A 15074-nucleotide genomic window follows, 5' to 3' on the forward strand; every position below is an offset into this window, starting at 1 on the left:
CGTCACAGGTTGAAATCCGTCGCCGTCAGCGTGTGGCTGCCCTTGAGGCTGATGCGGAAATCGGCGCCATCGCCCTCGGTCACGTTGCCCAGGACGACGGTATAGGCGCCGTCCTCGCGGGTTTCGTGCTGGACCATCAGTTGCCCCGGCCCGGTGAAGGCGTCGCCCGCGACAAGGGTGAAGCCCTGCTTGCCGGCAAGGGCGGTATCGGCGTCGATCCCCGACAGGTCGATCCGGTCGCCCGGCGCGAAGTCGAGGATCACGTCCCCATCCGCATCCGCCACCGCGCCGAAGCAGAAGAGGTCGTCCCCCCCGCCGCCCGCCAGCACGTTGACGCCCGCCCCGGCGGTGATCGCGTCGTTGCCCGCGCCGCCGATGAAGTTCTCGACGCTGTAGAGAACATCCCGGCCGGTTTCGGCGCTGCTGACGGTGCCGCGGGACAGATTGGCCTGGATCGCCGCGGTGATTGCCGACATGTCGAGCGTATCCGCGCCCTCGTCGCCGAAGTAGAAGTCGTTCCCGTCGCCGCGGGTGGCAAGGAAGGTGTCGTCGCCGCGCCCGCCGAAGGCGTGGTCGTCGCTGGCGCCGCCCGAAATCACGTCACCGCCCTCGCCGCCGAAAAGGTAGTCGGCCCCGTCCTCGCCCAGAAGCGTGTCGGCCCCCGCCTCGCCCAGAACGGTGTCGCCGCCCTGACCGGCCAGCACGACATCGCTGCCCGCCCCGGCAAGGACCACGTCGTCGCCCGCGCCGGCCTGCAACGTGTCGTCGCCCGCCCCGCCGGTCAGCGTTTCCGCCCCGGCGGTGCCGGGCGTGGTGTCGCCCGCGGGCGCGGTGGTCTGTGGTTCTGTCGTCGCCGGCGCCGCCGGTTCGCTGCCGGGGATGTATTCCTCCTGCGGGCGCAGCGTGCCGGCGATACTGTCCGCGCCGCCGTTGCCCACCAGCACCACGCGGTGTTCCGATGCGAGGTTGCCGATGTCGAAGAGATCGTCGCCCGCCCCGCCGACAAGGCGGATCGTGCTGTAGGACAGCGAGGTGAGCGTGAAGTCGCCGTGCACGGTGAAGCTGTCGCCCCCGCCGCCGCCGTCGATCACGATATCCTCGATATCGTCCAGTTGGGCGATGATCGCGGCAAAGGCGGTGCCGTTGCGGGTGACGATGATCTCTGCGTCGGGGTCGAGGTCGTCGGCGCGCAGGGCATGCGCGTTGCTGTAGTCGATCCAGGCCGCGCGGGACCAGATGTGGAACTGTTCGGCGCTGGCGTCGCCCCGCGCCTCGAACGTGTCGGTGCCCGCGCCGCCGCGCACGATGTCGCGCCCCTCGCCGACCTGCCAGATGGTCCGGTCGTTGCCCGCGCCGCCCTCGATCGTGTCGGGCCCGGCGCCGCCGTGCAGCAGGTCGTCGCCGTCGCCGCCGAACAGCGCATCCGCCCCCGCGCCGCCGGACAGCGTATCGCCGCCGGTGCCGCCATAGAGGTGATCGGTGCCGGCGCCGCCCGTCAGCAGGTCGTCGCCTTCCTCGCCATGAAGCCGGTCCGGCCCCGCCTCGCCGTCGAGCGTGTCGTTGCCCGCCCCGCCATAGAGGTTGTCGGCCCCGAGGCCACCGGCCAGCCGGTCATCGCCCTCGCCGCCGTACAGGTGATCGGCCCCGGCGCCGCCGGTCAGCAGGTCGTCGCCCTCTTCGCCGAAAAGCCGGTCGGGCCCGCCCTCGCCATCCAGCGTGTCGTCGCCCGCCCCGCCGTAAAGGCTGTCGGCCCCGAGGCCGCCGGCCAGCTGGTCGCCGCCCTCGCCGCCATAGAGCTGATCGGTGCCGATCCCGCCGGTCAGCAGGTCGTCGCCCGCCCCGCCGTAAAGCCGATCCGCCCCGGCCTCGCCGTCGAGCGTATCGTCGCCGTCAAGGCCGCTCAGCGTGTCGGGCCCGCCGCCCCCGGCGATCAGGTCGGCGCCTGCCGTGCCGTCGAACGTGTCGGGCAGGCCGTTTCCCGTCAGCACCGCCCCCACCACCGCGGTCGGGGCCGAGGCGACCTCTTCGGCGATGCCGTTGCCGTCGACATAGCGCATCAGCACGCGCAACTGCGTGTTCACATCGCCCGCCGCGGGGGTGAAACCGGCCGTGGTCGCGCCCGGCAGGTCGGTCCAGATGCCGCCCACCAGCGCCTGCCATTGCACCTGCACCGTCGCCATGTCGATGCCGTCGGCATCGCTGACGCCCGTCAGGTCGGCCATCAGCATCTGGCCTTCGGTCGGGGTCATGTCGCTGATCAGCGGCAGGCCCGCGGGCAGCGCGTTCAGCGCCTGGGTGACGCTGAGCCGCTGGTTGGCGAATTGCAGGAACTCGATGTTGTAAAGCCGGTCGATGCCGTCATTGGTGCGGTTCTGCCCGGTCAGCGGGTCGATCGCGCCATTGGTTTCATTCAGATGTTCGACGGTGACGCTGCCGTCGCCGTTCAGCGTCACGGCGTAGTTCTCGAACACGTCCCAGTAGAAGGCCGTATCCTCGCCGCTGTCGTCCCACAGGATTTCCCGCACGATTTCCAACTGGCCGGGGGTGTAGACCCGTTCCAGCATCAGCGCGTCCAGCGTGCGCCCGCCGTGCAGCACATTGCCGTCGGTGTCGGTGACGGCGGCGTTCATGCCCTCTGCGGTCGCGATCCGCGCGCCGTTGCCGTCGAGGATCGCGATGCGGACGTTCAGCCAGGCGTCGCCGTCGATCACGTCATTGCCGCCGCGGCCCTCGAACAGGTCGCTGCCGCCCCCGCCCAGAAGGATGTTCCCGCCCGAGAAGATCAGCTTTTCGGCGCCCGAACCGTCGGCCCAGTAGGGCCCCATGCGCAGCATGTCGGGGGTGATGATCTGGCCGAGCCCGGCGATGCGGGCGATCCCGGCCTCGTCGAGTTCGTTGTAGAGGAAATTGCCCTCGGGCGTCGGATCCTGGACCGGGGGTTCCTCGTCGTCCTCGTCGGGATCGGGATCCATGCGGTCGTCGCCGCGCAGCACGTCGTCATGGGACCAGCCCGACAGCGCCTCGACCTGGCTGAAGCGGTCGCGCAGCACCTCCAGCGGCAGGGTGGCGAAAACTGGGAAGTTCATGTCGGCCTCTGCCGCCACCGCCTGTCCCTTGAAGATGGCCCAGTCGTGGCCCCACATGCCGATGAACTTCTGGATGCCCTCGCCGCCCATCATGATGTCGTCGCCGGAATCGGCGTCGTAATCGGTGTCGCCCGCGCCGCCGTTCAGCACGTCATGGCCGATCTCGGTCGAGTTGAAGAAGATGTCGCCGTGATCGCCCGCGATATAGTCGAAAAGCCCCCCGGCCTCGACCCAGTCGTCGCCGGAATTGCCGAAGATCACATCCGGCCCGTTGCCGCCGAGGATGAAGTCGTTGCCGGTGCCGCCGCGGCCCTCGCCGCCATCGGGGCCGAGCATCAGGAAATCCTGCCCCGCGCCGCCGAACAGCAGCGCCATGCCCGACCCGCCGTGCATCACGTCGTTGCCGCCGTCGCCGTGCAGCATGTCGGTTTCGCCGATGTCGGTGCCCGCGTTCGTCACCACATCGTCGCCCGCGCCGCCATAGACGATATCGACGCCATAGCCCGCCTCGATGTCGTCGTCGCCGCCGAAGCCGCGCACCGCATCGTCGCCGCCACCGGCGACGATGGTGTCGTTGCCTTCGGTGCCCGCGATCACCACATGGTCGAGACCGTTGTAGCGGATGAAGTTCGCCCCGCGTTCCACCAGCGCCGACACCGCCTGCAACAGCGGGTTTTCATGCACCGGATCGACATGGCCGAAGGCGGCCTGTTTCGCGGCATCGACGTAGAACACATGGTCCGGGGTCGAGAAGATGTCGCCCGGCAGGGCATAGCCCGTCTCGCCCAGGTCGGTGTTGCGCATCACCATCGAGCCGAGCGAGTTGTTTTCCATCTCGTTGAGCAGGTTGGTGCCTTGCAGCCGCGACAGGTAATAGAAGCGGTCGCCGTGCTGGAGGTTTTCCATCTGCAGTTCAAAGACGAACGAGAAGGTGGAGCCGAGCATGCCCCCGAACGCCATCTTCTTTTCCGCCAGCCCGCCGACCCAGAGGTCGATGGCATCGACGCCGCCCCGGCCATCGGCATAGGCGCCGCGGGCATTGAGGAAATCCAGCCGGTCGGCCGCCGCGGGCGGTTCGATGCTGCGCGTGGCGGTGCCGTCGAAGAAGCTCTGCGATATGCCGAAGACCAGCGCCATCGCCGCCGCGCGCTTGCCGGCGATCGTCGCTTCGCCCTCGATCAGCGCATGGCTGCCGTAGGCGGCGATGAAGTTGACGACCGATTCCGGGTTGCGCAGGTTCAGCGCGAAGTCGGACCAGCTTTCATAGGGCTTCAGCTGCGTGTCGCCCCCCGCCATGTCCATGAACTGCGCCCGCGCCTGGTTCAGCGTCGGCATGCCGGTGTCGCGCCCGCGCGCGATGTTGATCGCCGCAAGGTCGAGCGGGATCCCCACCAGCTGGTTGCGCAGCACGTCGGTGACGAATTCGTCGATCTCGTTGCCGGTCTGGCCGGTCATGCCGCGCGCGATGGCACCCGCCGCGGTGTGGTGGTCCAGCGTGTCCGACCCGAAGGCGAGCGGGTTCAGGAAGGCGTCGAACAGCGTCAGGCTGTCGTCGCTGCCGTCGGCCCCGATCCGGTCCACGGTCTGGTTCAGCATCGAATGGCCAAAGCGGTAGACCACATGGGCGAATTCGGCAAAGATCGCCGGGTCGATCTCGACATCCGGCTGGACCATGAAAATGTCCACGTCGGGCTGGATCTTGCGGACGAATTCCTCGAACACCAGATGCTGGTACTGCATTTCGGTGGTGAAACGCGCCGCCTGGAACAGCCGCTCGCCATCCCAGTTGCCGTTCGCATCGCGCCATTCGGCGATGAAGGCGGCATCGCCGCTGGCCTCTATCGTGGCCTTGATCTGGTCGACAAGGCGGTTGTGTTCGGCGTGGAAGACGTGGTGCACCGCCGAAAGGCCGATGTTCTCGTTCCCGCGGCCGTCGCCGGTGATGTAATGGGCGTCGAGCAGTTCGTCGTCATAGGCGGTCTGCTGGCCGCGCGCGTCATGGCCGCCGGAATAGCCGACCGCATCGTCATCGTCGGCCTGCAACTGGCCGTTCGCCGTGACCGGCGCCGCCGCATGCGCGATGTCGTCGAGGAAGGCATTGCCGGTCCGCGCCGCCGACACGGTTTCCCCCGCCTCGATCACATTGCCGCCGTAAAGCACGGTTCCCACCGGCAACTGGATCGCCGAAGGGTTTACGGGCGCGTCCAGATCGCCCTCGACCCAGATCGGCACGCCCTCGGCATCGAAGGCCGCAAGGATCTGCGGCAGGCCGTTCGGCCCGCGGATGAATTCGCCGTAAGGATCGGTCAGCAGCACCGGCACCGCGCCCACGTCGAGGTCGGTCAGCTCGATCCCCAGAAGATCGCGCGCCTGCGCCTTGACATCGGCCCAGGTGGCAAGGCCGCGCGCGCCCTCCAGCAGCCTGCCGGTCGATACCGGGCCGTCGGGGCCGGTCGCATATTCACGCAGGAACACCTGATGCGAGGGATGCGAGGTATAGGTCTGGTTCTGGTCGACCCAGGGCGTGGTGACATTGGCCGCATCCGCGTCGATGCGCGCCCGCGTCATCGCCATGAAGTTCGTATGCGGCGCATCGGGATTGTAGAGCGGATCGTCGGGCTGCAACGGGATATAGACCGTGCCGTTGCCGCCCCTGCTCACCAGATCGAGCCCGTGGTCGAAGAACTGCCCGAACAGCGTGAACCAGCTGTTGTAGGATGCCGAAAGCCCCTCGTCGGGGGCGGCGTTGGCCAGGTGGACGGTGTTGCCGTCCATCACGATCCCGTAGTCATCCAGCAGACCCTCCAGCGCCGCGGCCTGCGCGGCATGTCCGGGCGTGTCGGGTTCCTCTGCCAGAACCAGCGCATGCGCGGCACTGACCGCGGCCACGGCGGCGGGAATGTCGGCTTCGGCCATCCCGCCGAGCCGCAGCGCCGCGGCGATGGCGGCGGGGTTGTTCAGCGTCTGGTCCACGACGAGGTTCGAGATGGTCCGGGGATCGGCGTCCACCACCGTGCCCGGATCGAAGCCGGGGGTGGTCGGCGCGCCGGGGGTGTAGTCGTTGTTGTCGAGCACCACCGGATCGGCCGGCGTGCCGAAGGTCAGGCTGTCGTCATCCTCGTCGCGCCAGTAGGGGTCCGTCAGCCGCAGGAAGGGCTCGTGCGAGGCGCCCCACGGGTCGCGCCCGTCGACGAGGTTGTTGAAGCTGCCGTCGACGGTGCGCAGGCCATAGGGCAGCAGCGGGCTTTCGACCAGATCGGTCAGCGGCGTGCCGGCCGCATGGGCCTCGGCGATGCGGATCTGGTTCAGGATGAATTCCAGATCGTGGCGGATGAGCGTGACCATGTTCCCCTCCCGTCGGGTCCGGGGCGCGCGGATCCGGGGCCGGTGCCGACACCTGCCCGCCCGTCGCCCCATTGGATGCGTTGGCAACTTTCCGCAGGTTAGGCCCCGCCCCGCTGGCGGAGAATGGCGCAAGGTCGCGGCAGATATGCGCCTGAGGTCCGGCAGATGTTCGGACCTTGGTCCCCGCCGGCATCGGACCAAGGTCCCGCGCGGCGCCGCCCGGGCCGCCTGCTCCGGCTGCCGGTCCGCGCTGAAGGTGATCGACCTTCAGCCCATGGTCTGGCCGCGCGGGGGTGTCATGAAAGACGGTGATGCCGGGAGAAATGGCCAGGCCAGCGCCCGCCATGGGCGGGGCTGAATGCCGATCCGCCCTAACCCCACTTCTGGAAGATGAAGAACGCCCCCGCCGCGATCAGCGCGAAACCGACGAGGTGGTTCCACGCCAGCGGCTCCTTGAGGTAGAGCACCGAGAAGGCGGCGAAGACCGCGAGGGTGATGACCTCTTGAATGGTCTTGAGTTCGGCGGCGCTGAAATGCCCGTGCCCCACCCGGTTCGCGGGCACCTGAAGCACGTATTCGAAAAAGGCGATCCCCCAGCTGACCAGGATCACGGTCAGCAGCGGCGCGGACTTGTACTTGAGATGGCCGTACCAGGCGAAGGTCATGAACACGTTGGAGGCCAGCAGCAGGCCGATGGTCAGCAGCGGAACGGGAATCGAGGGCATGGGGGACCTGCGATGGAGGGGCGAAAACCGATCTGGATCGGGCCGCGGTGTCGGACCCGGGATAAACTGACCATTTCAGATTTATGCCATCTGTAATGCTCTGATATCACATGATCAATGTCGGGCACCAGCCGCGCTTGCGGTTGTTTTGATCATTTTACACATGGTTCTTGACCATCGAAAGTCGAAAGAAAAACGCCGCCCGAAGGCGGTGTGGTTGTTGAACCGGGAAGTATGGTCGCAGTGGCCTCAACAGAGCGGCGGCTCGCCCCGTTCGCTTCGATTGCGCTGCACGATCTTGCCGAGAATCTTGCGGGTGGTCGTGATGGGTTCCGTTGATGCTTGATTGGCGATTGCCTGGCCCGAATCAGACTGAAAGCTTCACGAAGACCGGCTTCGCCACGGCTCGTCCAATCCCAACCGGTACATGCGGCATGATGCCAGTCCGAAGCAGACAGCGCAGCCAGGTTGATCGAATTCCTTGCGGACATATGCGCCGCACGGATGCTGCGCCATGCCGTCAGCCAGGTCTGTGCAGCCACCCCCGCCAGCATCGGATCGCTAGCAGGCACCTCGAACCAGTCCCCGCCGAGACGCACCTCGACCGCGCCGATGTCGCGGGGATGCCGCCGGACGTCCAGGTAGTTTTCGCCCTTGCGGTTCATCCAGAGGGCAAGACGCTCGGAATGATAGCGGACGCCGAGAGCCGTTGTGCTATTTTCGATAAACTTAACAAGATACAGTGATCGCGCCGGTTTGTGCCGGGTGCCGGCAGAAGGGCGCCGTCGGGATTGCATTTGGCCATTGATGGCCCGGATGGCGCCCGCGGGCCGATGTGCTGCCGGTTTCACCCCTTCAGCCTGCCTGGCTCCTCGGCTGCGAGATAGGCTTCCTGTTCCGGGGTCAGGTCGATGGTTTCGAACCCGGTCACCATCGGCTTCACATGTTCGCGGAAGCCGTGGCCGACGGTCAGCAGATAGACATGCACCACCACGAAGGCCGCAATCGCGAAGGCCGCGAGGATATGGATGTTCGCCACCAGCCAGATGCCCTGGCCCGAGGGGTCGAGGTGATCCCAGAACGTATAGCCCAGATAGGCGAGGCCGCTGATCCAGATTGCCGGGAACAGCAGGATCTTCAGCGCCAGATAGGACAGCGCCTGTAGGGGGTTGTGCCGCCGGCGAAGGATCTTGCGGTAGGGGTGCGCCTCGCCCTGGAACACGCCGAAGGCATAGAAGCGCGCCACCTGCCACAGGCCCGCGGTGCTGGGCATGAACTGCCGCCAGGCGCCGGTGGTGAACAGCCAGAAGGTGACGAAGGCCCACAGAAGCAGCAGTGCCAGCGCGACCAGCGAATGGATCGTCACCGCCAGCCCGAAGGGCAGGATGCCGTGCAACCCCATGATCCGCGCGCCGGTGAACAGCAGGATCAGGATCGAGGCCATCTGGCTCCAGTGCCAGAGCCGGTTGAACCGGGTGTAGATCAGGACCTTGCGCTCAGCCATGATGGCCCCCTTTCCGCCGGATGAGCCGCAGCATCCCGTGCCCGGCCACCCCCGCCGCCGCCAGCGCCAGCAGCGCGAGGCCCAGCATCCCGCCGGGCGGCAGGCCCGCGCCGGGAATATAGACCCCGGCAAGGTTCGCCATGCGCCCGTCGCGGGCATGGCAGGCGTCGCATTTCAGGGCGTCGTCGGCCGGGGCGACCATATGGGTGATCGGCCAGTACATCTGCGTATCGACGAAATCGAACTTGCCCGAATAGTCGGTGCCCAGATAGTCCGACGCCGCCTGAAGGGATTTGGACCAGTCGAAGTTCGTCCAGAAGGCGGTGTCGGTCTCCGGCCCGTAGACCTGGCTGTGCAAGAGCACCATCCGCTCGGTATCATAGGCCTGGCGGCCCTCCATCCGCTTGAAGGGCCAGATGCGCGAGCCCGGATCGTCGGAGGCGCCATGCAGCGGGTTGATCTCGACCGGGGCCGAGGGGTCGATGGCCGTCGTGTCGTTGGTGTATTCGACGGTGCCGTCGAACCAGGCATAATGCGGGGCCACGTTCTCGGCCCATTCGAAGGTGCCCTTGGTCGAGAGATAGGTTTCCAGCTCTTTCCCGTCCGAACGGGTGAAGCCGCTGACCGAAAACGGCTTGCCGTCCTTCAACTGTCCTGCGGTGGACCAGTCCCACAGCGTCTTGGTGGCCACGCCGCCACGGGCGAATTCCGGCACATGGCAGGTCTGGCAGGCCAGGCGGTCGGTATGGTCGTTCAGCTTCAGCCCGACCGGCGTCGCCTCGTGCGGGCGGTTGCCGTGGCAGCTTTCGCAGGTCGCGGCGTCGCGGGGCTGGCCCAGCAGATGGGGGTCGGCGATGTCCTTCGCCTCGGTGTCGTAGCGCGAACCGGCGATCCTGTGCGCCTCGGTGACATGGCAGGTCTGGCAGGTGAAATTGCCGCCTTCGGGCGACATGTGGACATCGGTCGCCAGATCCGGCCTGACCAGCGCCGAGGACAGGTCGCCGTGTTTCACATTGTCGCCGCCGCCGCCGTAGAAGTGGCAACTGCCGCAATTCTCGCGCCCCGGCGGGCCGACGGACCGGGCGGCCTGCGCCAGATCCACCGGCCAGGCGGGTTTGCCGGTGATGGTCTTGGCCCCTTCCGGCACCGGGTCGAGCGGCGGATGCCCCGCCATGTTGTCGAGCTTGGTATACTGGCCCGAGCGGTCATGGCAGGCCAGGCAATCCACCCGCGCGGGGTCCTGCGGCGGGGGCTGGCGCACATCGGTCCAGCCATAGCCGGTATGGCAGGAGGTGCAGCGCGTCTCGTTCGATCCGACATTGCCGCAGAACGAGTTGACCACATTGGCCTTGCCCAGCTTCTGCCCGGTTTCCGGGTGGGTATAGTCCCAGCTCCAGTGCAGCGTGTGCATCACCTGGTCGCCCGCCTCGGTATGACAGGACAGGCAGGCCGCCGTCACCTCCGGCCCCGAGGAGAAGGGACCCTTCAGCGCGGGGAACTTCGAATGGTCGGCCGTGCTGGCAAGCCCCGGCACGGCCGGGGCTTCCTGCGCTTGGGCAGCGGCTACCGTGATGCAGACAGCCCATGCGGCCAACCGCAGGGCCCGGAATACGGGTGGCATGCTCTCTTCCCCTCCCAAGGCTCGGGCCGGTTCGCGGCGGCCGACAGAGCGCGCATTTCCATTGCCGAGGTTAGCACTGCCATCCGGGATCTGGCTAGGGACCCGGGCCGCTACAAGTTGACGCATTCAAAAGTGTGAATGTATTTGGCCGGGCCGGTGACACTGGATCAGGCGGGCAAATATCATCCGCCGCGGGCCTCGTCGCCGACGATGCGGCCGTCCTCCAGCGTCAGGATGCGGTCGGCGCGGTCGAGGATGCGGTTATCATGCGTCACCATCAGCGTGGTGGTGCCGCGCGCGCGCCCCAGCCGTTTCAGCAGGTCCACCACATTGGCACCGCTGTCGCGGTCGAGCGCCGCCGTGGGTTCGTCGGCCAGCACCACATCGGGGTTGCCGACCAGCGCGCGGGCGATGGCCACCCGCTGCTTTTGCCCGCCCGACAGGTTGGCGGGCAGGTAGTCCAGCCGGTCCGACAGACCCAGCAGGCCCAGCACATGCGCCGCCGCCTGTCGCGCCGGGGCGTCGTCGATCCGCCCCCGCACCTGCACGCCCATCACCACGTTCTGCGCCGCCGTCAGGCTTTCATGCAGGTTGTGCGCCTGGAAGATGAAGCCCAGCCGGCGCCGCAGCGCCATGGTCTGCGCGGGGGCCGCGCCGTGCAACTCGTGCCCCAGCAGCGTGACAGAACCGTCCTGCACCTCGCGCAGGCAGCCGAGCAGGGTCAGCAGCGTGGTCTTGCCCGATCCCGACGGCCCCACCAGCACCGTCAGGCTGCCGCGCGCGATCCGCAGGTCGATGTCGTACAGCGCCTGCTTCTTCGCCTCGCCCGCACCGAACCAGTGGTTCAGCGCCCGGGTCTGCATGGGGAAATCCTCATCCGCCATCAGAACAGGTCCGCCGGATCTGCCGCGGACAGCCGCCGCGTGGCGATGGCGCCCGAGAGGGTGGAGAATACCAGCGTGCCCGCCAGCACCGACAGGATCATCGCCGGCGTCACCGCCAGCGGCAGCGTGGTGATGGACCCCATCAGCGTCAGCAACCCGCCCCCGATCAGCGCGCCGGGCACGAAGCCGAAGAGGCCCAGGATCAGCGCCTCCTCGAACACGATGCCGAGGAAGAAGCCGGGGCCGTAGCCCATGGCCTTGAAGGTGGCGTATTCGCGCATGTGGTCGGCCACGTCGGTCGACAGCACCTGATAGACGATGACGATGCCCACCAGCACCCCGATCAGGACGCCGAAACCGAAGATCACGCCCGTGGGCCGCCTTGTCTGCTGATACGACAGATCCTCCTGCGCCGCCGCCGCATAGCTGCGGATGCGCAGGGTCTTGTCCGAGATCAGGCCGCGCAGGTCGGCGGCGACCTTTTCGGCGTCGCTGCCGGGGCGCAGGCGCAACAGGATGTGGTCGGGCGCGGCGGAACTGCGGGCGGGGAACAGCGACAGGAAGGTCTGGTCCGACACGATCATGTAGCCGTCGCCGCCGAAGCCGCCGCCGCCCGCAAAGCTGTCGTAAAGCGTCAGCGTCTGGCCCGAGGTCTCGAACGACAGGGGCGCCTGCGGGCGGATGCCCGCCGCCTCGTCGCGGGGCAGGCCGCGCGACAGCCGGTCCAGAAGCCCCGCCATCCGCATCCGCAAGGGCGCGGTCTTGGCGGCAAGGTCGGGGGCGAGAAAGCCGGTCTGCGCCGGGTCGATGCCGAAGGTGGTCAGCGACAGGGCGCTCGGCGCGCGCTGCCAGTTCACATTGGCGAGGAACAGCCCCATGCCCGCGGTCACGTCGGGGTGGGCCATGGCCTGCAACATCCATTGCCGCGCGACATTGCCGCCTTCCGACATGGTGTTGGCATCGGTGGCCGAGATCATCACATCGGCCCGGAAGAAATCGTAGGGTTTCAGCGTCGCGGTGGCCATGGACTGCATGATGCCAAGCTGCACGAATACCAGCACATTGGCGAAGGCCACCCCGGCCAGCGCCGCCATGAACCGGGTGCGGCTGTGCGTCAGTTGCAGCCAGCCGATGGGCAGGCGGCCGAACAGCGCCTGAAGCAGCCGGCTCATGGCGCGTCCCCGGGCGCGTCCTTCGGCGCAGGCCCGGCGCGCGTGTCGATGCGGGCGATCACTTCCAGATTGCTGAAGCCCGCCGCCTGCGCGCTGGAAGCCTCGTCCAGCGCCACCATCACCCGCACCACGCGGGCGTCGGTGTTGGCGGCGGTGTCGTCGGACACCAGCCCCTGCCGCCCGACGATCAGGCCGATGGATTGCACCCTTCCGTGGAAGGTGCGCCCCAATGCGGTCGCCGCCAGTTCCACCGGCTGGCCCACCGCGACCTGAGAGATGCGGTCCTGCCAGATCTCGGCCTCGGCCATCATCGCCGAAGTGTCGCCGATCAGCATGATGCCGTCCGCTGGCGGGCGGGCGCCGGGCGTTGCGGTGATGTCGATCACCGTGCCCGCGATGGGCGCCAGCACCTCGGCCCGGCGAAGGTCGCGCTGCGCCCGGTCCAGATCGGTCTGCGCCGCCTGAAGGTTGCGCAGCGCCACCACCACGTCGGGCTGTTCGTCCAGCGCCAGCGTGGTGAAGCGCGCCAGCGTCGCCTCGGCCTTGGCGACGGCGGCCAGCGCCTGCCGTTCGGCGGCAAGCTGGGCGTCCAATGTGGCCTGCGTGGCGGCGGCGCGGGCCAACAGTTCCTCGGTGCGGATCCGTTGGGCGGTCGCCTCGGTGGCGGCGGCGCGCATCTGGTCCAGCGTGGCCTGCGCCTCGTCGCGGCTGCTTTGGACGGCGGCGCGGGTCTGCATCAGCGCCGCCTCGCGGATCGCCAGCGCGGCCTCGGCCTGCAACACCGCGCTTTGCAGGAAATCGTGGTTGTCCAGCCGCGCGACCACCGCGCCCTTTTCCACCCGCTCGCCCTCGGCCACCAGAATCTCGGCCAGCCGCGCATCGCCCGCGCCATAGGGCGCCGCGACCGGCGACAGATCGCCCTGCGGCATCAGCCGCGCCAGCCCCAGCACGTCCGAGGGGCGCATGGTCTCGGCCATTTCCTTGGGCAGTTCCACCTCGGGCGGCAGGGCGATCGGGGCCGAGGCGCCGCCGCCCGGTTGCAGCCCGGTCGCCGCGTAGAAGGCGCGCAGGGCGGGCGGCTGGAAGTAAAGCCCGATCACCGCGCCCGAGAACATCAGGACCGGCACCAGCAGCACCAGAAGCCAGCGCCGGCGCGGCCCCCGCCGGTGCGGGGCCGGGGCGGCCTGCGGCGGCTCGATCTGGATCGGAAGATCGTCGTCCGGTTGGGTCATGGGCCTGCCTGTCCGGGTTGGGTTGTCAGTCTTACGCTATTGCCGCGCCGTTCCGCCGGTGCTGCGGCGCCCGGTCACAGCCAGCCCAGCATCCGCCACCATAGCCAGTCCAGCGGCATCAGGACAACGAAGGTCAGCGCGGCCAGCGGCAGGGTGACGCGCAGAAGATGGCCCAGCCTTTCGCCCGAAAGCTGCATCGCCATCACGAAAGGCCCGACCTGATAGGGAAAGATCACCGTGGCGAAGCCGATCACCTGCGTCATCAGCACCGCCTCCAGCGTGAACCCGGTCGCCGCCGCCAGATCGGGCGCCATCGGTGTCAGCACGGTGGGCACGCCCGGGGTGGTCGTCACCAGCCCCATCAGCCCCGCCATGCCGCTCAGCGACAGGAAATTGGTGAAGCTCGCCCCCGGATGCAGCGGCAGGACCGCTTGCAGAAAGCCGCCCGCCACCGCCCCCAGCCCCGAGGCATTGACCACTGCGCCAAGCGCCAGCGCCGCCGCGACGAACAGCACCATGCCGAAATCGACCGAGGCGTTGAACTGCTTGGGCGCCACCGCGCCGATGCGCGGCAGCAACAGCGCGGCGGCGGTGGCGATGCCGATCCAGGCCGGGCCGATGCCATGCAGCCGGTCGGTCATCCACAAGGCCAGCGTTGCGGCGAGGATCAGCGCCACCCGCTTTTCCTCGGCCGAAACCGGGTTGCGCCCGGCTGCCGTCAGGCCCTTCGCCACGATCCGGTCGGGGAAAAGCACCACCACCAGCACCACCGTCAGCGCCGATTTCAGCAGCCCCAGCACCGGATAATGCAGCGCCAGATACGAGAGGTAGCCGAAGGTCACGCCATGCTGCCCCTCGGACGCACCGGCGAGGATCATGTTCGGGATGTTCGAGGGCAGGATCGCGAAGCTCGGCATGTTGCAGGCCAGCGTCAGCGCCACCGCGACCCCGATCCGCCCGTTCGAGCCTTTCGCCAGCCCCAGCCGTTCGGCCAGCGCCATGCCGACCGGCACCAGCACCACCGCCCGCCCGACCGAGGAGGGCATTACGAAGCCGAGCGCCATCGCCGCCAGCGTCAGCACCGCGACCAGCCGCGGGTAGCTGTGGCCGACCAGCGGCACCAGCGCCTCGGCCATGCGCGCGCCAAGGCCAGATCCGGCGATCGCCGCCCCGATCACGAAGCCCGACACGATCAGCCAGACCGCCGCCGAGCCGAAGCCGGCAAAAACCAGATCAGGCGCGGCAAGGCCGGGGATCAGCACGGCGGCAAAGAAGATCAGCGCGGTCAGGAAGGGCGGGATCAGCCCCGTGCTCCACAAGGCCAGCGTCACCAGCACCACGGCGGCGGTCAGGCCCATGGGCTGCGGCACGGGGCCGAGGGCCAGCGCGGCGGCGGCGAGAAGACTGATCAGGAACAGGACGGGACGGGTGGAAAGCTGCATGACGGGCGCCTTGTTGCGGATGGCGCACACTGGACCGGAACGGGTGCCTTGCGTAAGATCGGC

9 protein-coding genes are annotated in these 15074 nt (G+C 68.2%); all 9 read right to left on the bottom strand.

Going from position 1 to position 15074, the window contains the following annotated elements:
* Positions 1-2 precede the first annotated feature (2 nt).
* A complete protein-coding gene (locus RGD00_RS06570) occupies positions 3-6431 on the bottom strand; it encodes a peroxidase family protein (protein ID WP_310456506.1) in 6429 nt (2142 codons plus the stop codon).
* A 371-nt stretch (positions 6432-6802) separates the two neighbouring features.
* Complete coding sequence (locus RGD00_RS06575; RefSeq protein WP_310456507.1) at positions 6803-7156, bottom strand: DMT family protein; 354 nt, start codon at positions 7154-7156, stop codon at positions 6803-6805.
* 152 nt (positions 7157-7308) lie between these two features.
* The gene (locus tag RGD00_RS06580) at positions 7309-7821 is read right to left on the bottom strand and encodes a hypothetical protein (RefSeq protein WP_310456508.1); all 513 of its coding nucleotides are present in this window, start codon (positions 7819-7821) and stop codon (positions 7309-7311) included.
* A 182-nt stretch (positions 7822-8003) separates the two neighbouring features.
* The gene (locus tag RGD00_RS06585; protein WP_310456509.1) at positions 8004-8660 is read right to left on the bottom strand and encodes a cytochrome b/b6 domain-containing protein; all 657 of its coding nucleotides are present in this window, start codon (positions 8658-8660) and stop codon (positions 8004-8006) included.
* Positions 8653-10281, bottom strand: a complete 1629-nt coding sequence (locus RGD00_RS06590; protein ID WP_310456510.1) for a tetrathionate reductase family octaheme c-type cytochrome — start codon at positions 10279-10281, stop codon at positions 8653-8655. Before RGD00_RS06590 ends, RGD00_RS06585 begins: the two co-directional genes overlap by 8 nt.
* A 182-nt stretch (positions 10282-10463) precedes the next feature.
* Positions 10464-11144, bottom strand: a complete 681-nt coding sequence (locus tag RGD00_RS06595) for an ATP-binding cassette domain-containing protein (protein ID WP_310456511.1) — start codon at positions 11142-11144, stop codon at positions 10464-10466.
* Positions 11145-11164: 20 nt separating this feature from the next.
* Positions 11165-12337, bottom strand: coding sequence for an FtsX-like permease family protein (locus tag RGD00_RS06600; protein WP_310456512.1), 1173 nt, complete (start codon positions 12335-12337; stop codon positions 11165-11167).
* Positions 12334-13569: an HlyD family efflux transporter periplasmic adaptor subunit gene (locus RGD00_RS06605; RefSeq protein ID WP_310456513.1), complete on the bottom strand. Its 1236-nt coding sequence runs from the start codon at positions 13567-13569 to the stop codon at positions 12334-12336. Before RGD00_RS06605 ends, RGD00_RS06600 begins: the two co-directional genes overlap by 4 nt.
* A 74-nt stretch (positions 13570-13643) precedes the next feature.
* On the bottom strand, positions 13644-15011 hold the full coding sequence (locus RGD00_RS06610) for an SLC13 family permease (RefSeq protein WP_310456514.1): 1368 nt from the start codon (positions 15009-15011) through the stop codon (positions 13644-13646).
* Positions 15012-15074: the final 63 nt, after the last annotated feature.

Origin of the sequence: Ruixingdingia sedimenti (assembly GCF_031432425.1) — a bacterium.
GTDB lineage: Bacteria > Pseudomonadota > Alphaproteobacteria > Rhodobacterales > Rhodobacteraceae > Ruixingdingia > Ruixingdingia sedimenti.